The following is a 23,106-nucleotide window of genomic DNA, read 5'->3' on the forward strand; positions in this document are numbered from 1 at the left end:
GTTTCCTTAGTTTGTCTCAACTGTTCGCTGACGCTGTCGTCACAGACCGAGATAGGCGCGCTTCAGCTCGGCGTTGGATTTCAGTTCGGAGGCCTGGCCGGAGAGCGTGATGATGCCGTTCTCCATGATGTAGGCGCGGCCGGCGAGCTCGAGCGACTGCACGACGTTCTGCTCGACCAGCATGATGGCGAGGCCTGATGCTGCGAGCCGCGCGATCAGCGCGAACATTTCCTCGACCATCAGCGGCGACAGGCCGAGCGACGGCTCGTCAAGGATCAAAAGCTTCGGCTCGCCCATCAGGCCGCGGCCGATCGCCAGCATCTGCTGCTCGCCGCCGGACAGCGTGCCGGCATATTGCCGCGCACGCTGCTTCAGCTTCGGAAAGGTCGTGTAGATCTGCTCGATGCGCTCGGCCCGACCGTGCCGCGGCCGGCAATAGGCGCCGAGTTCAAGGTTCTCGCGCACCGACAGATTGGGGAAGATCTTGCGCCCTTCGGGTACGTGAATGAGCCCGGCCATGACGATGTCGGGCGCCGCCGCATGTTCAAGCGCTGCGCCGTTGAAGCGGATCGTGCCCGACGTCGCCGGCACCACGCCTGACAGCACCTTGTTCAAGGTCGTCTTGCCGACGCCGTTGGAGCCGAGCACGGCGACGACCTCGCCCGCATTGACGTCGAGGCTGACGCCGCGCAGCACTTCCGTCCCGCCGTAGCCGGCGCGGAGATCGCGGATCTCAAGCATGGGCCTGCTCCGCGCGCAGCCGCTCCGCGGCGCCATGGCCGAGATAGGCTTCGATGACCTGGGGATCCTCGCAGACGGCCTTGGGTTCGCCCTCGGCGATCATGCGTCCCTGCGACAGCACATAGACTTTGTCGCAGAGATTCATCACCGCCTGCATGATGTGCTCGATCATCAGGATGGTCACGCCCTGGTCGCGGATATCGCGCACCAGCGGCAGCACGTCACGAATCTCCGACGGGTTGAGGCCGGCCAGCACCTCGTCGAGCAGCAGCAGCTTCGGCCGCGTCGCGAGCGCGCGCGCGACCTCCAGCCGCTTGCGGCCGGCGACGGTGAGATCCGACGAGGCCTTGGCAAGGTCGGTGCCAAGGCCGACGCGCTTGGCGATTTCAGCGGCCTGTCGCATCGCCTCGTTGGCGTCAGCCGTGTGCAGATAGGCGCCGACCGCGATGTTCTCCTGCACGTTCAGGCCTTCGAAGGGCTGCACGATCTGGAAGGTGCGGGCGATGCCCTGACGGGCGCGGACATGCGGGGCCAGCGCCGTGATGTCACGGCCGTCATAGCTGACGCTGCCGCCGTCCGGCTGCAGGAAGCCCGCGACCATCGCGAACAGCGTGGTCTTGCCGGCGCCGTTCGGTCCGATCAGGCCGGTGATCGAGCCCTTGGCGACCGACAGCGAGGCCTGGTCGACCGCAACGAGGCCGGAAAAGCGCTTGGTGAGCGACTTGACCTCCAGCATCACGCCTCCTTCGCTTTTGACGGCGCACGCAGGCCGAGGCTCTTCATCAGCATCACCAGCCCGTTCGGCGAGAACGCCACCGACAGAACGAGGATGACGCCAAACACCATCAGGTCCATGCCCGGGATACCGCCGGAGAGTCCCCTGGTGAGTTCGCCGAGGCCGAGCAGCACGATCGCGCCGATCAGGGGGCCGAGCACGGTGCCGGAGCCGCCGACGATCGCCGCGAACAGCGCCTCGATCGAGATCCACGAGCCGAACGCGACGTTGGCGTCGATGAACAGATAGTTCTGCGCGTACAGGCAGCCGGCGGCGGCTGTCAGCGCGCCGGAGATCACGATCGCCTTCATCTTGACCGCGAACACGTCGACGCCGAGCGCCTGCGCCGCCTGCTCGTTCTCGCGCAGCGCGACGAGATAGGCGCCGAAGCGCGAATGCTCCAGCCACCAGCTGACGACGAGGCCGATCGCGACGAAGGCCAGCGCAATTAGCAGGAAATAGCGGCGGTCGGCGAACTGCAGGTATGGCAGGCCGGTCTGCAGCTTGATGAGGATGCCGGCGGCGCCGCCGGTGAAATTCCAGCTGTTGGCGAGGATACGCGCGACCTCGGCGAAGGCCAGCGTGATCAGCGCGAAGTACGAGCCTTTCAGGCCGGAGCGGAAGCTGAGAAAGCCGATGAAGGCGCCGACCAGCGCGCCGAGCGCGATGCCGATGACCAGCGCGATCCAGGCATTGACGCCGAAGCGGGTCTGCAGCACCGCCATCGCATAGGCGCCGGCGCCGAAGAACGCGGCGTGGCCGAACGACGACAGGCCGGCATAGCCGCCGAGGATGTTCCAGCCCTGCGCCGCCAACGCGATGATCATCATGAAGATCATCAGATTGAGCAGCGCGCCGGACAGACCGGTGAAGGCGATCGCGGCTAGCACGGCAACGATGATCGCAAGGGTCGAGAGCCGCGGCTTGGTCATGCGCGCGCTCCGAACAAGCCGGTCGGGCGCACCAGCAGCGTGACGATGAAGATCAGGAAGATGCCGATCTGGCCGAGGCTGTCGCCGAGGAACAGGCTGGACGCGGCTTCGACGACGCCGATCAGCAGACCGCCGATCAGCGCACCGGGGATCGAGCCCATGCCGCCGAGCACGACAATGGTGAAGGCGACCAGCACGAACGCCGCACCGGTCTTCGGGCTGACATAGAAGGACTGCATCAGCAGGCCCGCGGCGACCGCGAGGCAGGCGCAGCCGATCGCAAAGGTCATGGCGTAGACATGCGGCACGCTGATTCCGACGAGCGCGGCGCCGAGCTTCTCCTTCGCCACCGCGCGGATCGCCTTGCCGATGTCGGTCTGGTGCAGCACCAGCCAGAGCAGCAGCGTCGTGGCGATGGTGACGCCGAAGCCTATGACACGCGGGAACGACAGCAACAGCGGGCCGAGCTCGACGACGCGGAACGAGTAGTCGGTGGTGATGGTGCGGGTGTCGGACTGGAAGGCAGCGAGCAGCGCGTTCTCGATGATGATGGACAGGCCCAGGGTGACCAGCAGGATGCCGTTGTCCTTGCCGTGGCTGGCCGGACCGATGATGAAGCGCTGCAGGGCATAGCCGAGCGCGAACATCACGGGGGCGACGAAGACGATTGCGAGGTATGGGTCCATCCCGTAGCGCGCGCAGGCGAGCCACACCATGAACATCGCCACCGTCAGCAACGCGCCGTGGGCGAAATTCACGATGTGCAGCACGCCGTAGATCAGGGTCAGGCCAAGCGCGATCAAGGCATAGATCGCCCCCAGCATCAGCCCGTTCAACAGCGCCTCCACGACGATCTGGGGCGAGTACATCGAATCCTCTGGTTCAGCAGATGCGGTGAGCGATCTACCTGGTCCTGTTCCGCGACACCCTCGTCGCCTGCTCGGTGCTAGCCTCTCCCCGCCTGCGGGGAGAGGCCGGATTGCATCGTCAGATGCAATCCGGGTGAGGGGGCTGTCCGCACGGTCGGTGGGTGTGGCTGCCCCTCACCCCGACCCTCTCCCCGTGAAGAACGGGGAGAGGGAGCACACCGCTCGTGGTGCCAAGTGCTCGAACTCGGCTACGAAGGACGACGGCAAGCAGATAACCGCCGCCTGCCCGTCCCTCACCTGCCCTGCCCCCTCACCCGTTGATCGGGAACACCGGCTTGGCTTCTGCGTACTCCGCCGGATAGATCACCTTGATGTCCTTGCCCTGCACCTGCGTGTTCATCGGCAGCGCGCTGGTGTTCTGGCCCTTGGCGTCGAACTTGGTCTTGCCGTAGGGCATGATGCCGCTGTCGAACTCGTTCGCTGCCAGGGCCTCGATGATCTTGGCGCGGTCGGCGCTGCCGGCTTTCTCGATCGCCTGGGCGAACACCTTCATCAGCGAGTAGTTGATCGGGGTGTTGTAGGCGTAGAACTTGCCGGCGGCGGTCACGGTCTCGCGCAGCTTGGCGGTGATCGGGCTCTTCGGATCGCCCCAATGGTTGCAGTCCATCACACCCTGGGCGGCCTCGGGGAACTCGTTGACGAAGCGATAGCTCGAAGCAGCGCCGCCGAACACGGCGTAGATGCCCTTCGGCCGCACGCGCTGCTGCAGGGTGCGCGCCATCAGCACGAACTCGTTGAAATAGTGCGACGGCACGATCAGGTCGGGATTGAGCGCGCGCAGCCGCAGCACGACGTTGGTCATGTCACGCGCCGGGGTCGGATGCGCGATGGTCTCGACGATCTGGAAGCCAAGCGGCGGCAGCTTTTCCTGCATGATCTTGGCGAGGCCCGAGCCGAACAGGCCGTCCTCATGGACGATCGCCACCGTCTTGATCGGCTTGCCGGCGTCGTCGTTGAGCTTGACGAGGTTCTTCAGCGCGACCGCGGTCGCCATGCTGAAGTTGGGATTGAAGCGGAAGGTATTCTTCAGGCCGCGCTCGGTGATGGTGTCGGCCACCGCGCAGTCGACCACGAACGGCAGATCGTAGCGCGCCGCAGTCTGCGTCGCGGTCAGCGCGATGCCGGAGGCGAAGCCTCCGAGCACGCCGACGACGCCGGCGGACTGCAACTCCTCCGTCGCCTGCGCACCGGCTTCGGCGTTCGAGCGGCTGTCGCCGACGACGAGCTCGAGCTTGGCGCCGCCGAGCGCCTTGATGCCGCCGGCATCGTTGATCTCCTTGACGGCGAACTCGGCGCCGATCTTGGCGAGATCACCGTCGAGCGCGAAGGCGCCGGAGATCGGCTGCAGCAACCCAACCTTGACCGGCGCCGGCTCGGCGCGCAGCAGGCCGGGCGCTGCCAGCATCGAGGTGAGCGCGACACCGCTCTTGAGCACGGTACGGCGTGACGGTGAGTTCTGATGACGCGTCATGACTTCCCCACTTTCCTGACTGGCGGCCGCCGGCGCGGGCGCTCCCTGCGGTACACCTCGGCGGTCGGGCTCCAGTGCCGGTGCCCTTCGTCGCCCGTCCGTTCGAGGTTCATCTGCAATGTGTAGCGATCGGGCCGGTAGAGCGCCTGCAGGTGCTCCATCGGCTGGCCGTCCTTGCCGTAGACCGTGCGGCGCAAGGCCACCAGTGGCATGCCGACATCGATGTCGAGTGCCGCAGCCACATCGGGGCTCGACAGCACAGCACTGATCTCCTGCCGCGCCGAGGCGCTGGTCCGCCCCGAGCGCTCGATCAGTTCGAGCAGCGGCCTCTGTGCGAGATCCTCGCGCGAATAATTGCGCCCGATGCGCTCCGGCACGTGCGCGATGAGATAGGAGAACGGAACGCCGTCGACGAGGCGGACGCGCACCGAGCGCTGCGAGCGCTCGTCGGGGGCGAGCTGCAGGGCCTCGCGGATCTGGTCCGGCGGCGTGACGTAGTCGAACGACAGCAGGCGCACGTCGGTCGTGCGCCCCATCTCGATGAGATGCGCAAACACGTTGGCGACGTCGGCCAGCACCGTGCGCACCTTCGAGGCCGGGCGATGCACGAAGGTGCCGAGCCCGCTCTTCTTCTCGATCAGATCTTCGGAGGCGAGCAGATCGAGCGCCTGACGGATGGTGACACGGGAGACGTTGTGCTCCTCGGCCAGCGCGAACTCGCCGGGCAACCGCTCGCCATCCGCAAGCTCGCCGGATGCGATCTTGTCCTTCAGCAGCAGGTAGATCCGTCGTGCCTTCAGTGGCTCGGACGCGGTGCGCAAGGGCGGGAGGTCCCGTTGATGAGAGCTATCTTGCTTTCAATACAGTAGGTGTATAGAAAATATGACAGCTTCGGTCAACCGGCTCCAGTGCCGAGATCTTAGCAAGGATCAAGCCATGGGCGGCTTCCCGGGAGGATCACGCGATTTGTCGCAGCATCAGCCATATGCAAGGGCGATGAGCCCGCTGGACGTCGGCCCGCTGCGCTTCCGCAACCGCATCTTCGTTCCCGCGCACACCACCAATTTCGGCGAGAACCACCTGCCGAGTGCGCAGCACCTCGCCTATCACCGCGCCCGCGCACGCGGCGGCGTCGGCGCCATCATCTTCGAATCCATCCGCGTGCACGCCAATTCGCTGGGCCGGCCGCAGGCCGTGTGCGGCTTCGATCCCGCCTGCATCGGACCGTTCCGGCGCATCGCCGATGCGGTGAAGGCCGAGGGCGCTGCCATGTTGGGCCAGATCATCCACCTGGGACGCCAGGTCGAAGGTGATTTCGAGCGCACGGTGTCGTGGGGCGCCTCGCCGATCCCGTGGTCGATCTCGGCGCTGCCGCCACGGCCGATGGACGAGTTCGACATGGAGCAGGTGATCGAGGGCCATCTCGTCACCGCGCGCAATCTCGTCGCCGCCGGATTTGACGGCATCGAGCTGCAGATGGCGCATGGGCATCTGCTGCAGCAATTCATGTCGCCGCTGTCGAACAAGCGCGACGACGCGTATGGCGGTTCGCTGGAGAACCGGCTGCGCTTTCCGGCGCGCGTGCTCGCGGCGTTGCGGGCGGAGCTTGGCGACGGTTTCTGCCTGGGCGTCCGCATCAGCGGCGAGGAATATGCCGACGGCGGCCTCGGCATCGACGAGGCCGAACGCATCGTGCCGATGCTGGCACGGCAGACGCAGATCGACTTCGTCAACGTCTCGCATTCGGCCTATGTCGCGAGCTACTCGCTGGCGACGCAGATGGCCGACATGGCGTTCGACCCGGCGTCGTTTCGCACCCTGCCCGCGCGCATCCGCCATTCGCTGCGTGCGGAAGGCTTCGCGACCCCGGTGTTCGCCGTGTGCCGCTTCACGGGACTCGACGAGGCCGATGCGATGATCGCGGCGGGAGACGCCGATGCGGTCGGCATGGCACGCGCGCATCTCGCCGAGCCGGCGATCGTGAGCAAGTCGGTCGAGGGCCGTGTCGACGAGATCCGCCGCTGCATCGGCTGCAACCAGGGCTGCGCCGGCATGCTCGAGCGGAACCTGCCGATCCGCTGCCTGATCAATCCGATCGCGGGACTGGAAGCACAGTTCGAGGAGCCGGAGGCACTGCCGCGCATAGCGCCCCGGCGCATTCTGGTGGTTGGCGGTGGGCCTGCGGGACTGGAAGCCGCGCGCGTTGCCGCTGCGCTGGGACACCACGTCACGCTGTGGGAGCGCAGCGATCAGCTTGGCGGTCAATTGGGCACGGCGTGGCTGATGCCGAAGCGTGCGAACTTCAAGGCGTTCGTCGAGTTCCAGATCGCGGCCCTGACACGGTTCGGCGTAGCGGTCGTTTTCAACAAGGACGCGAACGCGGCTGACATCACGGCCTTCGGCGCCGATCGCATTGTGCTGGCGACGGGCTCGGCCACGACTGCCATGCCCATTCCCGGCAACGGCCCGGTGTTCACCCTGCCCGACGCGCTGCATGCGCCGGAGAAGCTCGGCGCATCGGTCGCCGTGTTCGACCGCACAGGCGAATGGGGCACGCTCGCTGCGCTGGAACATTTCGCCGATCTCGGCAAGGCCGTGACCTTGTTCGTGCCGGCGACGAACTACGCCTGGCGCACCACGATCTATTCGTCGCTCGCCAACAGCCGCCGGCTGCGTGAGCGCAAGGTGCGGATCGCGACCTTGCGTGCGGTGCGCTCGTATGATGGCCAGACCCTGGAGGTCGAGGATCTGTCGACCGGCGAGGTCGAGCGCATCTCCGGCTTCTCGGCGCTGATCGCCGTCGATCACAACAGCGCCGATCAATCGCTCTATCTGGCCTTGCGGCGCGCCGGGCTGCCGGTGATTCAGGCCGGCGACAACAATGCACCACGCACGGCGCTGGAAGCCGTCTATCAGGGCCACATGGCGGCCCGCACCCCCTTCCCTGCGGGCTCGGCAGTGACGACATGAGCAATCGATGACGCCGGGATCGATCGAGGACGCCAGGACATGACGGATGCAGCGCGGCTGCCGCAGACGCTGTTCGACAAGGTCTGGGACACGCATGTGGTGACCCGCCGCGAGGACGGTGCGGAACTGTTGTTCATCGACCGGCACCTCGTGCACGAGGGCTCGTTCCACGCCTTCAACAAGCTGAAGGAGAAGCGCGCCAAAGTGCGGCGGCCCGATCTGACGATCGGCGTCGCCGATCATTACGTGCCGACGCGGACGCGCGTGCTGAGCGAGATCGCGCCCGAGATCGCCGGCATGATCCGTCAGCTCGATGACAATTGCCGCGCCCATGACATCAGGATGTTCGGCTTCGACGATCCGCGCCAGGGTATCGTCCACGTGGTCGGACCGGAGCAAGGCCTGACGCTGCCGGGCCTCACCATGGTCTGTGGCGACAGCCACACCTCGACGCATGGCGCGTTCGGCGCGCTCGCCTTCGGCATCGGCGCCTCCGAGGTCGCGCACGTGCTGCTGACGCAGACGCTGTGGCAGAAGAAGCCGAAACGGATGCGCATCACGGTCGACGGCGCCACCGCGCCGGGCATCACCGCCAAGGACATCGCGCTGTCGATCATCGCGCGGATCGGCGCCGACGGCGCGCAGGGCCACGCGATCGAATATGCGGGCACCGCGATCCGCGGGCTCACCATGGAGGGGCGGCTGACGCTGTGCAACCTCTCGATCGAGAGCGGCGCACGCTGCGGAATGATCGCGCCTGACGAGACCACCTTCGCCTATGTCCAGGGACGGCCGTTCGCGCCCGAGGGCGACGTGCTGGAACGCGCCATCTCGGCGTGGCGCGCATTGCCGAGCGATGCCGGTGCGGAGTTCGATCGCGAGATCGTTCTTGATGGCCTCGACATTGCGCCGACCGTGACCTGGGGCATCAGTCCCGAGGACGCGTTGCCGATCAACGCGCGCGTGCCGGATCCAGCCAGCCTCGACGATTCCTCACATGCGGGACATGTCCGCGAGGCGCTCGACTACATGGGGCTGACGCCGGGGCAGGCGCTCGACACGATCGGGATCGACCGCGTCTTCATCGGCTCCTGCACCAACAGCCGCATCGAGGATCTGCGGGCCGCGGCGAGCGTTCTCGCCGGCCGCAAGGCCCGCGTGCCCGGGCTGGTGTCGCCCGGATCGCATCTCGTCAAGCAGCAGGCCGAGCAGGAAGGCCTCGATCGCATCTTCATCGATGCCGGTCTCGACTGGGTCGGCGCGGGCTGCTCGATGTGCGTCGGCATGAACGGCGACCTCGTGCCATCTGGCGAGCGCTGCGCCTCGACCACCAACCGCAACTTCAAGGGCCGCCAGGGGCCGGGCGCGCGCACGCATTTGATGTCGCCGGCCATGGTCGCGGCCGCGGCGGTGACAGGGCGTCTGACCGACGTGCGGCCGCTGCTGAGGAGCGATGCATGAAACCGTTCGACATCCTCACGAGCACTGCCTGCGCGCTGCCGCTCGCCAGCATCGACACCGATCAGCTGATTCCCGCGCGCTTCATGAAGCGCTCGCGCGCCGACGGCTATGGCCAGTATCTGCTCCACGACCTCCGCTTCGACGAGACGGGCAAGGCGCGAACTGATTTCCCGCTCAACGCGCCGAGCGCCGAGGGCGCCGAGGTGCTGGTCGCCCGGCGCAATTTCGGCGCCGGCTCCTCGCGCGAGGCGGCGGTCTATGCGCTGGCCGATTTCGGCTTCCGCTGCGTGATCGCGCCGAGCTTCGGCGACATCTTCGCTTCCAACGCCGTCAACAACGGATTGCTGCCGGCCAGGGTCAGCGAAGCGGATGCCGAGGAGATTCTCGCGCTGCTGCAAACGGGAACGACTATCACCGTCGATCTCAAGGACGGCCTGATCCGCCTCGGAAACCAGACGTTTACCTTCTCGATCGATCCGATCTGGCGCACCAAGCTGATCAACGGCTGGGACGATCTCGATCTGACGGCATCACGGGCCGGTGATATCGCCACCTTCGAAAAGCGAGACGCGGCTGATCGGCCCTGGATCGAGCTGGGAAGCCGGCGGGCCTGAACCTCAGAGCCACAAAGAAAGAAGCCGCCCGCACGTTCAGTGCAGGCGGCCCAAGTCCAGGGAGGAAACGCCCCAAGAAGGGCTGGATTTGGTGTACCCGATCAACTGATTCGCGGGTATCCGGTTGATACCGGAGGTTGCGATCTAGTTGACGGGTTCCCGACCCGGCCCGAGATACCTATGGTCAGGCCGGCTGCCGTTGTTCGTGCCGGACGAACGGCAGCTTGATCTTTTCGACGTTGCAACGATCCACTTCGCCACCCGCACTTGGCGCTTAGTCCTGCGCGGCATACGCGACGGCGTCGCGATCAGCGCCACATCGTCGGCGTCACGAGTTGCGCCTTGGCGCAAGCATCCTTGTGCTCGTGGTCAAGCTGGTCTTCGTTGATCTCGGCGCCCGTCGCAGGCCCGATCGCCGGCGACCTCTCGAGCTGGATCAGTTGTGCGGTCGTGACGCCAATGACGCCATCAGGCTGGCCTGCGGCGGCGGCTCCATGGGAACTCGGCGGATCACGCGGCTGGTCAACGGGGTCGTGCATGTGGCAGCTCCGAGCCCTGATGCGACTTAACTAATCCTCTCGGGAGACTAAGCGATATCAACTGCGTTAATCCATGCGCGATGTCGCCGCGCCAACGGATTCGACCGCGCCGCAGCAGATCATGGCGGTTCCATGCCATCGGTTCGTGGCTGCCTGATGACGACGCGCTGCGATCACCAGACCGTGTGCTGCACACGCAAGCAGCTCGCGCCATGATGAGCGAACCTCGGTCGCATCACTTGGCTGCGCTCAGCCGATCGACATCAGGCTGGCATTGCCGCCCGCGGCTGCGGTGTTGGTGGAGACACTGACTTCGATGATCAGCCTGTCGAGGTCATAGCAACCGTCTGAGGCGCGGGGCGTCACGAGCGGGATGATCGGCCCTGGGCGCGCGGCGAGGTCGCGACCGAGCGCGATCAGTTCCTGCGTATCGCCGTCGGAGAGGACGGCTTGCAGGCCGCCAAGGACCCGCCAGCTGTCCGCGATTCGCAGCCGGCCGCGCAGTTGGCTCATGACAGGTTCCAGCACGCCGGCGGCTGGATTCGCGCCTTCAACGAATGCGTCGTTGCCGGTCATCAGGATGACGCCGATCTGGATCAGCAATGCCTGCTCGCTTCGCGCCAGCGCGGCCACGGCCCCGCGTGAGGTGATGCGATAGATGTTCTGCTCGCCGACGGGGCCCTGCAATTCGATCTCAAGGCCGGCCAACGCGCGTGGCAAATGGGTCTCGCAATGCATTGCCGCGTCGTCCCGTCGATTGGCGCGCAACCAGCCGAGATAGACACGCATCGATTCGTCGGGCTGATGAGCAGGAGTAAGGCTTGGTCTCGGCGGCGTTGCGAACAGCCGGCGCAGATACAGCGGACCACCGGCCTTCGGCCCCGTTCCCGACAGGCCGGAGCCGCCGAACGGCTGCACGCCGACGACGGCGCCGATGATGTTGCGGTTGACGTAGATGTTGCCGGCCGCACTGTGGCTCGTCGCGCGGGCGATCGTCTCCGTGATCCGCGAGTGCACGCCGAAGGTCAGGCCATAACCCGTGAGGTTGATCACTTCGATGAGGTCGACGAGCTGTTCGCGGCGATAGCGCAGCACGTGGAGCACCGGGCCGAACACCTCGCGCTCGACATCGAAGATATTCGCGATCTCGATGATGGCCGGCGCAACGAAGCTGCCAAGAGTGGCCTGCGGCGGTAGCGGCAGCTCATCGACGGCGTTGCCGCGCGCGCGCATGGCGGCGACATGGGCCGAGAGCGTCGCGCGCGCCTCCGCGCTGATTACGGGACCGACGTCGACGGACAACAGGGACGGATTGCCGATCTCGAGCTCGCGCATCGCCCCGCGCAACATCGACAGGATGCGGTCGGCGACATCCTCCTGCAGGCAGAGGATGCGCAGCGCAGAGCAGCGCTGGCCGGCGGAATCGAAGGCCGACGCGATGACGTCACCCACGACTTGCTCGGCAAGCGCGGAGGAATCCACGATGAGCGCATTCTGGCCGCCGGTCTCGGCGATCAGCGGCACGGGCTGTCGATGCGCGCCGACGCGCTCGGCGAGTTGACGCTGGATCAGCCGCGCGACCTCGGTCGATCCCGTGAACATCACGCCCTGCACGCGCGCGTCGCCGACCAGGGTCGCGCCGACGCGGCCGTCGCCCGGCAGCAGTTGCAGGACATCCGCCGGCACGCCGGCCGCATGGATGATGCGCACCACCTCGGCGGCGATCAGCGGCGTTTCCTCGGCCGGCTTCGCCAGCACGGGATTGCCGGCCGCCAGCGCCGCCGCGACCTGGCCGGTGAAGATCGCGAGCGGGAAGTTCCACGGGCTGATGCAGACGATCGGGCCAAGCGGCGCGTGGCCATCGTCCTCCGTCACCTGCTCGATCTCGCTCGCATAGTAGCGCAGGAAGTCGACGGCCTCGCGCACGTCGCCGCTGGCATTGGCGAAGGTCTTGCCCGCTTCGCGCACGATCAGGCCGATCAGCACGGTGCCGCGCGCCTCCAGGGCGTCGGCCGCGGCCCGCAGAGAGGCCGCGCGCGTGCCTGCGGGCGTTGCCGCCCAGGCGGAGGCCGCATCGGCCGCCCGCACAAGCGCGGCTTCGATCTCGAATGAGCTCGCATCCCTGACCTCGCCGACGATGTCGTTGTGGTCGGCTGGGTTGCGGATCAGGCGCGTGCCTTGGCTGTCCGCGGCGCCGGACGGATGAGCCGTCCAGGCACAACTGACACTCGCGACGAGTCCTTCGCCGAGATGCGCCAGCGCACCTTCATCGGAGAGATCAAAGCCAGCCGAGTTCATGCGGGCCGTGCCGAACAGCTCGCGCGGACGCCTGATTTTGTCGTGAGCTGCACCAGGATGCGCCGCGGCCCGCACGATCTCGACGGGATCTGCGATCAGCTCGTCGATCGATACGCCGGGATCGGCGATGCGGTTGACGAACGAGGTGTTGGCCCCGTTCTCGAGCAGCCGCCGGACGAGATAAGCCAGCAGCGTCTCATGCGAGCCGACCGGCGCATAGATCCGGCAGGGGCGGCCAAGCCTTCCGGGACCGACGACCTCCTCGTAGAGTGGCTCGCCCATGCCGTGGAGGCACTGAAACTCGTACTGCCCTTGATAGTAGTTCGGTCCGGCGAGTTCGACGATCGCGGCCAGGGTTCGCGCGTTGTGGGTGGCGAACTGCGGGAACACCGCGTCGGGCGCGCGCAGCAGCTTGCGCGCACAGGCCAGATAGGACACGTCGGTGTGGGCCTTGCGGGTGAAGACCGGAAAGTCCTCGAGGCCGTCGACCTGCGCCCGCTTGATCTCGCTGTCCCAATACGCGCCCTTGACCAAACGCACCATCAGCCGGCGCTGCGAGCGGCGCGCCAGATCGATGATCCAGTCGACCACGAACGCGCAGCGCTTCTGATAGGCCTGGATCACGAAGCCGATGCCGTTCCAGCCGGCAAGCTCCGGATCGAAGCAGAGCGCTTCGAGCAGGTCGAGCGACAGGTCGAGCCGGTCGGCCTCCTCGGCATCGATGTTGAGACCGATGTCGTAGTGCCTGGCGAGCACCGCCAGCTGCTTCAAGCGCGGCAGCAGTTCGTCCATCACCCGGCCCCGCTTGCTTCTGACGTAGCGCGGGTGCAGCGCCGAGAGCTTGATCGAGATGCCGGCTCCCTCGTAGATGCCGCGCCCGGCGGAATGGCGCCCGATGGCATGGATCGCCGTCTCGTAGGCGGCGAGGTAGCGCGCGGCATCATGCGCGGCGGTCGCGGCCTCGCCGAGCATGTCGTAGGAGTAGCGAAAGCCCTGCGCCTCCCAGCGCTGACCGTTCAACAGTGCCTCGGCAATGGTCTGCCCCGACACGAACTGCTCGCCCATCAGGCGCATCGCGAGCGTCACGCCCTGGCGGATCACCGGCTCGCCGCCGCGCGCAATCAGCCGCGTCAGCGCCGAGGCGAGGCTATCCTCGCTGGCCGCCGCCGTGAGCCTGCCGGTGACGATCAGCCCCCAGGTCGCGGCATTGACGAGGAGCGACGGACTATGTCCGATATGGGCCCGCCAATCGCCGGTCGCGATCTTGTCGCGGATCAGCGCATCGCGCGTTGCAACGTCCGGGATCCGCAGCAGCGCCTCGGCGAGGCACATCAGCGCAACGCCCTCCTGGCTCGACAGCGAATATTCCTGGATCAGGCTTTCGATGCCGCCCGCCCCCGCCTTGCTGCGCAGCCGGACGACGAGGTCGCGCGCCAGTGCAGCCACGCGCTGCGAAGCGGTGTCGGAGAGCGCGGCCAGGTCGAGCAAAGGCTTCACACAGTCTGGCTCGGCACGGCGGTAGGCCGCCGTGATCGCCGCCCGCAGGCCGCTTTGACGTACGACGGTCGCGTTGAATTCGGCAAAGGCGGGTGACGAATGGGCGAGCCCGAGGGTCGTTGTCCCAAGCGACATCGCAGCCTCCTTCCGTGCAGCGGGATGCGCAGCATCCTAGCCGATGTTGAGCAGCCATACGTCCCGTTGCGAGCACGCCCCCCAGCAGGCTTTTGCGGTTCCGAGTCTTGACCAGCCCCGCCGCCTGCGCGGCGGTATCGGGCGACAGAAAGCGCACGTCACGCTGACCGGGAACGCCGTGTCTCAGATTCACCGGCCAAAAGGTTCATTTGCGCCTTTTCGAGGCTCCGGGTTCCCGATAGCGTTGTTTCCAAATCAGGGCGCGCGAGACGCCCCAACTGGGGAAGGAACGTTGGCATGGGACGGGCGACCGAGCCTGGTGCGCCGCCGTCGCGGCTGCTGATGCTGGCGCTGGAAATGCGCGGCATCTTTGAGTTGCAGGCATTCTCCGCCGTTCATCCGCTGTTGCGACGGGCTCCGCGAGGAGACGATCATCCCGTGCTCGTCCTGCCCGGTCTGGCGGCGAGGGACCTCTCGACCAGCGCCCTGCCCTATCCCGATCCGCAGCGCAACAGCAGGAGACCTTTGCAATGAACGACATGCCCTGGACAAAGTCCTACCCCGCAGGTGTCCGTTGGGACACCACGATCGTTCCCATGCCGGTGCAGCAAATCCTCGACGACAGCATCGCCAAGTGGCCGGATCGTCCCGCCGTCAATTTCATGGGCAAGCGCCTGAGCTATCGCGAGCTCGGCGATCACGTGAACCGCGCGGCGCGGGGCTTGCAAAAACTCGGCGTGAAGCCTGGGGTACATGTCGGCCTGTTTCTGCACAACACGCCGCACTACATCATCTCGTTCTTCGCGGTCCTCAAGGCGGGCGGCACGGTCGTGAACTACTCGCCGCTCGATGCGGCGAAGGTGCTGGAGCACAAGATCGAGGACAGCCGGACTGACTTCCTCATCACGCTCGACCACGTGACGCTGTATCCGCAGATGGCCGGGATGCTCGGCAAGACGCGGCTGCAGAAGCTGGTGGTCGGGAGCCTCGCCGAGATGACCGCGGCGCCCGACGCGGTCGCCGCCCAGATGAAGGCCGGGAAGCAGGTCAGCGACGTCAACTGGGACGAGAGGCACATCAGCTTCGCTGACCTGCTCGACAATGATGGCGCGTTCGAAAATCACCCGATTGCCGATCCGCGCGAAGCCATCGCCGTGCTGCAGTATACGGGCGGCACCACCGGACTGCCGAAGGGCGCCATGCTGACACACGGCAATCTGTCGGCCGCATGCCAGCAATACAAGGAGACCACGCGCGGCGAGCCGGCGGTGCTCTTCGAAGGCCAGGAGCGGTTGCTGGCGGTGCTGCCGCCCTTCCACATCTACGCGCTGACCGTGAACGTGCTGTTCGGCCTCCTGTACGGCATGGAGATCGTCCAGCATGTCCGGTTCGATCCGCAGGCGGCGCTGGCCGAAATCGCGCAGAAGCAGATCAACGTCTTCTGCGGCGTGCCGACCATGTTCACCGCACTGATCAACCACCCGGAGACGCCCAATCACAGCCTGCGCACACTCAAATATTGCGGCTCGGGGGGAGCCCCGTTGCCGCTCGAGGTCGCGCAGCAATTTGCTTCGATCACGGGGTGCCAGCTGACCGAAGGCTGGGGCATGACCGAGACCTCCCCTAGCGGCACGTTCACGCCGGCTCAGCCGGGCGCGATGCGCAAGGCGGGCTCCTGCGGCATGCCTTCACCCGGGATCATCATCAAGTTCCTCAGTGTCGACGACCCCACGCAGTATGTCGCGCTCGGCGAGCGCGGCGAAATCTGCATCAAGGGGGCCAACGTCATGAAGGGCTACTGGAACAACCCTCAGGCGACCGCCGAGGTGACCACGTTCGATGGCTTCATGCGCACGGGCGACGTCGGCTATATGGACGAGGACGGCTTCATCTTCATCGTCGATCGGACCAAGGACATGCTGCTGTGCAGCGGCTACAACGTCTATCCGCGGGTGCTGGAAGAGGCGATCTACAAGCATCCCTCCGTCGAGGAGGTCGCGGTGATCGGCATACACGACACGTATCGTGGCCAGTCTCCGAAAGCCTTCATCAAGCTGAAGGCTGGAGCGGAAGCACCTTCCCTCAGCGAGCTGCAGAGCTTTCTGAAAGACAAGCTCGGCAAGCACGAAATGGTGCAGGCGCTCGAAATCCGTGCTGAGCTGCCGAAGACCGCTGTCGGCAAGCTCTCGAAAAAGGAACTGTACGACGAGGAGCAGCGCAAGGGCGCCGCCCCGGCCTAGTTCGACGCGGGCAGCTTGCTCCTGCTACTGACAGGTCGACGTCGGCTGCGGCTGCAGGAGCGATGGCCGCTGCACGTTGATGTTTCGGCGTAAGCTGGACCAGCCGTTATTAGTTCAATACGTAAGCTCAAGGATCTTTTCATGCGCAGTGCCATCCACAACTCGTTCGGCGAACCCGCGGACGTCCTCGTCGCTGGGGATAGCGCCATTCCACAACCGGGCCCCAACGAGGTCCGCATCAAGACCATCCTGTCGCCGATTCACAATCATGATCTCTGGACGGTGCGGGGCAGCTATGGCTACAAGCCAAAGCTGCCCGCCATCGGCGGCTCGGAAGCGGTCGGCACGATCGATGCCCTCGGCGAAGGCGTCACCGGTGCGACGATCGGCCAGCGTGTCGCGGCCGCTTCGGTCCACGGCACCTGGGCAGAGTACTTCATCGCCCCCGCTGCCGGGCTCGTCCCGGTGCCCGCCGCGATTTCGGACGAGGCGGCGGCGCAACTGATCGCCATGCCATTCAGCGCCATCTCGCTGCTCGAATTCCTCGAGGTGAAGAGCGGCGACTGGGTGATCCAGAACACCGCCAACGGCGCCGTGGGCAAGACGCTGGCCATGCTCGCGGCCGCGCGCGGCGTGCATACCGTCAATCTCGTCCGTCGCGACGCGGGCGTCGACGAGCTGAGCGCGCTCGGGATTGCCAACGCCGTCTCGACCGCGACCGCAGGCTGGCAGAAACAGGTCCGTGCCATCACCGGAGGCGCGCCCATCCGTGCGGCGGTCGATTCCATTGGCGGCAAGGCCAGCAGCGAGCTGCTGTCCCTGCTCGGCGAGGACGGGCTGCTGGTGTCGTTCGGCACCGCCACGGGCGAGCCGATGCAGATTTCCTCCGGAGACCTGATCTTCAAGCACGCCGTCGTGAAGGGATTCTGGGGCGCAAAGGTCAGCGCCGCGATGCCGGCGGCAACCAAGGGCCGTCTGATCGGCGAGCTGCTGAGACTGGTCGCGAGCGGCGAACTGAAGCTGCCGATCGAAGGCATTTTCGAACTGGAGCGTATTGCCGACGCCGTGAAGGCCTCGCTGACACCGGGCAAGGCCGGCAAAGTGCTGCTGAAGCCTTGAGTTACTTAAAGCATGCTATCACCCTCCCCTGGAGGGGGAGGGTCGGTTCACGTGCGCGAACCGGGGTGGGGTGATCTCTCCACTTGCACCGGTTTCCGCGGCTTCACCCCACCCCGCTCGCCCGCTTCGCGCGCGATCGACCCTCCCCCTCCAGGGGAGGGTGAGACCGAGATCGCGGCGCCTGCCGTCGTCATCATAGGGACGTTGACGATGAGAGCATGATGCGTTTCCACGCATTCGCAACATGCTCTAGCGCTCGGCCGTCACGCGCGGTGCGCGGCGGCTCGCGCCTGATATGGCCGACAATTACGGCAAGTGGCGAGGACGTGTATGACGTGTCCCGCGTGCTAATCCCGCGCCAACGCGGCCCGCGAACTACCGGTGCGGATCGGGGAAGACGAGGCTCCGCCAGCCGCTGCGGTCGAACGGCTGCCATTCCCCTTCAGGCTGCGCCAGCCGGTCTGCGACGGCGTAGACTGCCGCAGGATGATGGCCCATCCCACAATGGCTGCTTTCGACCTCGATGCTTTCCGCAATCGACGAAGGTTTCTCCTTGCAACCCTGCCAGGCACAAACGCCATCCGAGCGGCTGAAGATCGCCGTCGTCGGCACCGGCGGCGGCTCGGACAGATGTCCGCCGAACCGCAGATCCTCCTCGTCGGCGCGGCGCCCGCTCGCCAACTCATAGACGCGCCAAGCATTGGTCGATTTGGGCGAACCCGCAAAGGGGCTGCCGAGCGTGATCACGCTGCGCACGCGGTCCGGCATCATCTTGGCGAGCTGACGCGCATACAGCCCGCCAAGGCTCCAGCCGACGAGCGAGATCTTGCGGCCATGGCTGTCGTTCATCTGCTCGACGAGGTCGACCATGGATTGCTGGACGCCGGGACGCAGGCCGAGATTGCGGCCCTGCTGCCAGCCGCTCACGGCGTAACCCTTGCCCTTCAGGAAGCTGCGCAGCGGCCGGGTCGAAACGTCCGAGGCAACGAGGCCGGGCAGCACCAGCACTGGATGGCCATCGCCGCGCGGCGCCATGCTGAGCAGCGGCATGGCGGCAACGAACGCGCCCAACTCATGCAGGGCGCGACCCTCCAACAGCATCAGGAGCTTCGACGGCGGACCGAACGCGTGGGCGGATGCGGACATGCCTTTTTCCTCTTTCATGCTGTGCCCCGAAAATGCGCGAGCAGGCGCGATTGTTCCGCAGTGCAGCAAATCTATTATCAGCCCAGACGACCGATTCCCTCATTGAAGCGGTTAACGCCCGGTTCCACAAGGGCCGGGATCGCGATCTCACGCGTCTGTAGTGAAGCAGTCACAATAAACGCAGCAGGATCTCGGCAGTATAAAGCACAAGTCCCGCCAGCCCGCCGATCACCGAACCGTTGAAGCGGATGTACTGCAGGTCCTTGCCGATATTCAGTTCGATCACCGAAATCAGCTGCTCCATGTTCCAGGACTTGACCTGGTCGGAGATGAAGGTCGACACGCCGCTCTTCTGATCGGAGATGAAGGTCCTGAGTACGGTCACTAACCCACGATTGATCTCGCCGCGTAGTTCGGCATCGCCGGCCAGCGTCTCGCCCGCGCTCACGAACATTCCGGACAAATAGTGCCGGAGCACCTGAGTCTCGCCGCTCGCGCTGCGCTCGATGAAGGAGCGCGTGTTGGACCAGACGCTCTGCGCGAGCTCGCCGAGCTCCGGCCGCGCCAACAGGTCGCGCTTCAGCGCATCGATGCGTCCGGCGTAGGCAGGGTCCGTGCCGAGGCGCTCCACGAAGGACAGCACCATGCGATCGAACTCACCGCGGAACGGATGATCGGGATCGCCGCGGACCTCCTCGAAGAAGGCGCCGGCGGAAGCCACGATCTTGTTCATCAGGAATTTGTCGGCGCGATAGAGCCGCAGCAGGGTTGGTAGTTCTGCCCGGATCTTGGCGCGGATCATCGCCACGGTCTCAGCCTGGGTCAGCGTCTCATGGATGACGCGCAGGAAGTCGTCGAACAGCACCTGGTGCCGTCCTTCCGCGACGAAGGCGCGCAAGGTGCCGGCGGCGAGCGGAGCCAGATTGATCGCCTGCAACTGGCTGTTCAGACGACGGATGATGAAAGTCTTCAGCCCCGATGTTTCGGTCGCAGAAATCGCCTCGGGCAGGAGGCGCAGGGTGAAGCGCGCAAGATCGTCGCTGCGTTTACGATCGCGGAGCCAATCGGCGATGAAGGAGCCGAAATCGATCTCGCGCAACTTGGCCTCGACCGGAGCCTGCTCGAGAAAATGCACCTCGATGAACTCGCCGAGCTTGTCGGCGATGCGGTGCTGATTGATTTGGATGATCGCCGTGTGCGGGATCGGCAAGCCGAGGGGGTGGCGAAACAGCGCCACGACGGCGTACCAGTCGGCGAGGCCACCGATCGCTGCAGCCTCGGCGAAGGCGGCGATGAAGCCGAACGCCGGATGCATGCCGACCAGAGATTTTGAAATCGCAAACAGCGCCAGTGCGCCGACCAGCACCAGTGTCGCCTGCGTCTTGACGCGCCGAAGCTCGGCGGCGCGGGCGGCGTCGCCGGGCATGTCGAGTGAAAAAGAGCCGGTTTTCATCAACCAGAGCTATGCGGCCGTGCCGAAAAGAGAAGGCCCGCAAAACGCGGGCCTCCGGCGGCTGACCATCAGGACCGATCAGGCGGTCTTGCTGACGACCTTCGAGAAGTTGTCCTGCGCGACCTTCGCGCCATTGGCAACCAGCTTGCCGACATACTCAGTGGTCGACTTCGCGCGGTTGACGAGCACTTCGCCGTGCGCACGCGCCAGTTCGGACTGGATCTGCACGACTTCGCCGAACGACTTGGCAGACGCGAGCTTATCGATACCGGCGAACAGAGCCTCTGCGTCCTGGTACAGCGCCTGCTGGATGTTGCGGCTGACCTTGGCGACCTCGCTGACGGAATCGGACACTGCGGTCTCGATCACGGCGGTCACCTTCTCCGAGCCGGCATAGGCTTCGGCGGCGCGCTCCTTGGCGGTGTTGGCGGACTTCTTGACGAACTCGCGGGCAGCTTCGGGGACTTCCATGTTCTGGAGGTTCTTGAAGGCCTCGGTCACGGGAGCAAAGGCTTCCTTGACGCTGTCGAGCACAGTGTTGGTTTCGGCGGTCATGATCGTGTCTCCATCCTCTTGAGAGCTATGGCCTCACCCGTCCGGATTTGGCCCGGGGCGAAGTCTTGATGCCATGAGCGATGGTGCAATGCAACATCAATGTTGCATTGCGATATCACGAAACCGTGATCTGGAGACAGAGCGCCTTCCTCTCAGGCCTAATCCGATACCGCTCCCGGTACGCCATAGGCGTCCAGCTGAGCCCGGACCCGGGCGACGTCGTGCCCGAAGACCACGATGTCGTGCGTCTTGCCGTCGACATCGCGAACCTGGTCGCGCAGCAGCCCCTCGGCACGAAAACCGAGGCTCTCGAACAGCGCAATCGCCCCGCGCTGATCCACCGTCATCTGGACAGTGAGCTTCTCCAGCCCGGCCTCGAGGGCGAGCGCGAAGGTCTCCTGCGAGAGCGCCCGCCCGACCCCCTGTCCCCGCGCACCAGACGAGATGACCATCCGGATCTCACCGACATGCGGCGACCAGGAATGCGGATCGCGAACCACGGCGCTGCAGCCGACCACCTCGCCGCCCCGGATCGCAAGCAGGCTCGTGATCTGCCCGCGCTCGATTTCGGCAATCCAGGCCGACAGGACCTTGGGCTCGCTGATGTTGCGCGGCAGGAACAGCAGGTCATGGGTCGGCAGCGCCCGGGCGAAACCGAGCACCGCGGCCTCATCGGCGCGCGACATCAGGCGAAATTCGATTTCGCCGACATCCGTCGTGACGTGACGGGGATAGGATCGCGTTTCACTCATATGGATCGTCCACCTAGCCAGGAATCCAGTTTGGGCCACAGCCGCCGGACCGCATTGGCGCCGGCGACAAGAGAGACGTGGCCGCCCTTCAGGATCACCTCTTCCTTGTCGGTCGACCCGACCTTCGGGATGAGATGCTTTGCCGCCTCATAGGGCACGATATGGTCGTGCTCGGCCACCGCATGCAGGATCGGCACCTTGATGTCGGCGAGATCACATCGATGCCCGCCGACCGACATGGTGCCGTTGTAGAGCTTGTTGTCCCACATCAGGTCCTTGGTGATCGCGCGGAAATACTCGCCGGCGAGCGGCAGCGTGTCGGTCGCCCAGCGATCGAACATGCGATAGGATTTGACGTAATCGTCGTTCCAGATGTTCTCCCACAACTGCACCTGGCTGATGGCGCGCGAGGCCGGGCGCAGCATTTCGAACGAGGAGAAGATCATTTCCGGCGGCACGTTGCCGATGGAATCGACGAGGTGATCGACGTCGAAGTAGCGGCGATCCGAGAAATTCTGGAACAGCGTCATCTCGCGGAAATCGATCGGCGTGGTGAAGCAGATCAGATTCTTCATCGGCCCGTCGTGGAAGATCGAGCCATACAGCAGCGACAGCACACCGCCGAAGCAGTAGCCGATGACCGAGACATCCTGCTCGCCTGAATCCTCCTGCACGCGGCGGACGCAATAGGGAATGAAGTCGAGGACATAGTCCTCCATCCGCAAACCCTTCTCTTCCGGATTCGGCGCGGTCCAGTCCAGCATGTAGACGTCGTAGCCGCGCTTGAGCAGAAACTCGATGAAGCTCTGGCCCGGCACCATGTCGAGGATGTAGCCGCGATTGGTGGTCGCCATCACGATCAGGATCGGCACCCGATAGATCTCGTCGGACTGCGGGCGATAGTGATAGAGACTCATCGTCCCGCGCACGCTCAGGACGTCCTTCGGCGTCGAGCCCAGCGTGGGGCCGGAGGTCGTGAGATACTCAACGCCCTTGATGCTGCGCTGGATCGCGCGCTGCACCTCGGCCTGAATGCGCTCCGGAATCGAGGCCAGTTCGTCGAACGGGGCGAACGCGCTCATTTCTGCTCTCCGGGCGGCTGCTTCGTGCGTGGCGGACGTGGCGACCCCGGTTGCCCCGCGCGCTGCGCGCCGGCCGCCGCACCAGACTGCAGCAGCAGCGACTTGATCTCGGCGAGTTGCGCCTCGATGGACTGCAGGCGCACGGCCATGTCGACCATCTGCGCCCGGCTCGGCATGTTCAGTCCGCCGAGATATTTCTCCATCACCTCGGACATCTGCTTCTGCGCGCCCGCCGAAGCCCCGCCGGCCTGGTTCATGGCCTTGCTGAACTCGGGCGAGGAGACGGCCTGGCCGGCGAAGGTATTGAAGCTCTTCTCCATCTCACCGAGCATCGTCTGCCACATGGCCCATGGATCGTTGCCTTTGTCGGCCATCAGTTCCTCCGCAAAAATCAACC

20 protein-coding genes are annotated in these 23,106 nt (G+C 65.6%); 6 read left to right on the forward strand and 14 right to left on the reverse strand.

The window, feature by feature from the left end:
* Positions 1–39: 39 nt before the first annotated feature.
* The 6 genes from ACQR07_RS06660 to ACQR07_RS06685 form a co-directional block, all read right to left on the reverse strand.
* Positions 40–741: an ABC transporter ATP-binding protein gene (locus ACQR07_RS06660; RefSeq protein WP_434901510.1), complete on the reverse strand. Its 702-nt coding sequence runs from the start codon at positions 739–741 to the stop codon at positions 40–42.
* Positions 734–1,477 (reverse strand): ABC transporter ATP-binding protein, encoded by a 744-nt coding sequence (locus ACQR07_RS06665; RefSeq protein ID WP_434901511.1) that lies wholly within the window; start codon positions 1,475–1,477, stop codon positions 734–736. Before ACQR07_RS06665 ends, ACQR07_RS06660 begins: the two co-directional genes overlap by 8 nt.
* Positions 1,477–2,448 carry a branched-chain amino acid ABC transporter permease gene (locus tag ACQR07_RS06670; protein WP_434901512.1) on the reverse strand — a complete coding sequence of 324 codons (972 nt, stop codon included), beginning with the start codon at positions 2,446–2,448 and terminating at the stop codon, positions 1,477–1,479. The genes ACQR07_RS06665 and ACQR07_RS06670 overlap by 1 nt, the downstream gene beginning before the upstream one ends.
* On the reverse strand, positions 2,445–3,317 hold the full coding sequence (locus tag ACQR07_RS06675; RefSeq protein ID WP_434901513.1) for a branched-chain amino acid ABC transporter permease: 873 nt from the start codon (positions 3,315–3,317) through the stop codon (positions 2,445–2,447). Before ACQR07_RS06675 ends, ACQR07_RS06670 begins: the two co-directional genes overlap by 4 nt.
* A gap of 310 nt (positions 3,318–3,627) precedes the next feature.
* Entirely contained in the window at positions 3,628–4,848 is a 1,221-nt protein-coding gene (locus ACQR07_RS06680; RefSeq protein ID WP_434901514.1) for an ABC transporter substrate-binding protein, read from the reverse strand.
* A complete protein-coding gene (locus tag ACQR07_RS06685; protein WP_434901515.1) occupies positions 4,845–5,669 on the reverse strand; it encodes a GntR family transcriptional regulator in 825 nt (274 codons plus the stop codon). Before ACQR07_RS06685 ends, ACQR07_RS06680 begins: the two co-directional genes overlap by 4 nt.
* A gap of 175 nt (positions 5,670–5,844) precedes the next feature.
* On the opposite strand from ACQR07_RS06685, the gene ACQR07_RS06690 reads away from it, so the two are divergent.
* The 3 genes from ACQR07_RS06690 to leuD are packed head-to-tail and all read left to right on the forward strand — an operon-like array spanning position 5,845 to position 9,893.
* Positions 5,845–7,818, forward strand: a complete 1,974-nt coding sequence (locus ACQR07_RS06690) for an FAD-dependent oxidoreductase (RefSeq protein WP_434901516.1) — start codon at positions 5,845–5,847, stop codon at positions 7,816–7,818.
* Positions 7,819–7,857: 39 nt separating this feature from the next.
* Positions 7,858–9,279 (forward strand): 3-isopropylmalate dehydratase large subunit, encoded by a 1,422-nt coding sequence (gene leuC, locus ACQR07_RS06695; protein ID WP_434901517.1) that lies wholly within the window; start codon positions 7,858–7,860, stop codon positions 9,277–9,279.
* The gene (gene leuD, locus ACQR07_RS06700) at positions 9,276–9,893 is read left to right on the forward strand and encodes a 3-isopropylmalate dehydratase small subunit (protein WP_434901518.1); all 618 of its coding nucleotides are present in this window, start codon (positions 9,276–9,278) and stop codon (positions 9,891–9,893) included. The genes leuC and leuD overlap by 4 nt, the downstream gene beginning before the upstream one ends.
* A 308-nt stretch (positions 9,894–10,201) precedes the next feature.
* Here leuD and ACQR07_RS06705 read toward each other — a convergent pair whose 3' ends face one another.
* Together ACQR07_RS06705 and putA are read right to left on the reverse strand one after the other, a co-directional pair.
* On the reverse strand, positions 10,202–10,432 hold the full coding sequence (locus tag ACQR07_RS06705) for a hypothetical protein (RefSeq protein ID WP_434901519.1): 231 nt from the start codon (positions 10,430–10,432) through the stop codon (positions 10,202–10,204).
* Positions 10,433–10,681: 249 nt separating this feature from the next.
* Positions 10,682–14,362 (reverse strand): trifunctional transcriptional regulator/proline dehydrogenase/L-glutamate gamma-semialdehyde dehydrogenase, encoded by a 3,681-nt coding sequence (gene putA / locus ACQR07_RS06710; protein ID WP_434901520.1) that lies wholly within the window; start codon positions 14,360–14,362, stop codon positions 10,682–10,684.
* A 297-nt stretch (positions 14,363–14,659) separates the two neighbouring features.
* Between putA and ACQR07_RS06715 the strand changes: the two genes are divergently transcribed.
* The 3 genes from ACQR07_RS06715 to ACQR07_RS06725 all read left to right on the forward strand — a co-directional run bounded on the left by ACQR07_RS06715 (position 14,660) and on the right by ACQR07_RS06725 (position 17,721).
* Entirely contained in the window at positions 14,660–14,896 is a 237-nt protein-coding gene (locus tag ACQR07_RS06715; RefSeq protein ID WP_434901521.1) for a hypothetical protein, read from the forward strand.
* Positions 14,893–16,602 carry a long-chain-fatty-acid--CoA ligase gene (locus tag ACQR07_RS06720; protein ID WP_434901522.1) on the forward strand — a complete coding sequence of 570 codons (1,710 nt, stop codon included), beginning with the start codon at positions 14,893–14,895 and terminating at the stop codon, positions 16,600–16,602. The genes ACQR07_RS06715 and ACQR07_RS06720 overlap by 4 nt, the downstream gene beginning before the upstream one ends.
* 141 nt (positions 16,603–16,743) lie before the next feature.
* Positions 16,744–17,721: a zinc-binding dehydrogenase gene (locus ACQR07_RS06725; RefSeq protein ID WP_434901523.1), complete on the forward strand. Its 978-nt coding sequence runs from the start codon at positions 16,744–16,746 to the stop codon at positions 17,719–17,721.
* 375 nt (positions 17,722–18,096) lie between these two features.
* Here ACQR07_RS06725 and ACQR07_RS06730 read toward each other — a convergent pair whose 3' ends face one another.
* The 6 genes from ACQR07_RS06730 to ACQR07_RS06755 all read right to left on the reverse strand — a co-directional run bounded on the left by ACQR07_RS06730 (position 18,097) and on the right by ACQR07_RS06755 (position 23,083).
* A complete protein-coding gene (locus tag ACQR07_RS06730) occupies positions 18,097–18,867 on the reverse strand; it encodes an esterase/lipase family protein (protein WP_434901524.1) in 771 nt (256 codons plus the stop codon).
* 169 nt (positions 18,868–19,036) lie between these two features.
* Positions 19,037–20,320: a DUF445 domain-containing protein gene (locus ACQR07_RS06735; RefSeq protein WP_434901525.1), complete on the reverse strand. Its 1,284-nt coding sequence runs from the start codon at positions 20,318–20,320 to the stop codon at positions 19,037–19,039.
* Between the two features lie 78 nt (positions 20,321–20,398).
* Positions 20,399–20,875 carry a phasin gene (locus tag ACQR07_RS06740; protein ID WP_434901526.1) on the reverse strand — a complete coding sequence of 159 codons (477 nt, stop codon included), beginning with the start codon at positions 20,873–20,875 and terminating at the stop codon, positions 20,399–20,401.
* Positions 20,876–21,033: 158 nt separating this feature from the next.
* On the reverse strand, positions 21,034–21,627 hold the full coding sequence (locus ACQR07_RS06745; RefSeq protein WP_434901527.1) for a GNAT family N-acetyltransferase: 594 nt from the start codon (positions 21,625–21,627) through the stop codon (positions 21,034–21,036).
* The gene (locus ACQR07_RS06750) at positions 21,624–22,709 is read right to left on the reverse strand and encodes a PHA/PHB synthase family protein (RefSeq protein WP_434901528.1); all 1,086 of its coding nucleotides are present in this window, start codon (positions 22,707–22,709) and stop codon (positions 21,624–21,626) included. The genes ACQR07_RS06745 and ACQR07_RS06750 overlap by 4 nt, the downstream gene beginning before the upstream one ends.
* Positions 22,706–23,083 (reverse strand): poly(R)-hydroxyalkanoic acid synthase subunit PhaE, encoded by a 378-nt coding sequence (locus ACQR07_RS06755; protein ID WP_434901529.1) that lies wholly within the window; start codon positions 23,081–23,083, stop codon positions 22,706–22,708. The genes ACQR07_RS06750 and ACQR07_RS06755 overlap by 4 nt, the downstream gene beginning before the upstream one ends.
* Between the last annotated feature and the right edge of the window lie 23 nt (positions 23,084–23,106).

The organism is Bradyrhizobium sp. HKCCYLS20291 (genome assembly GCF_051167715.1).
GTDB lineage: Bacteria > Pseudomonadota > Alphaproteobacteria > Rhizobiales > Xanthobacteraceae > Bradyrhizobium.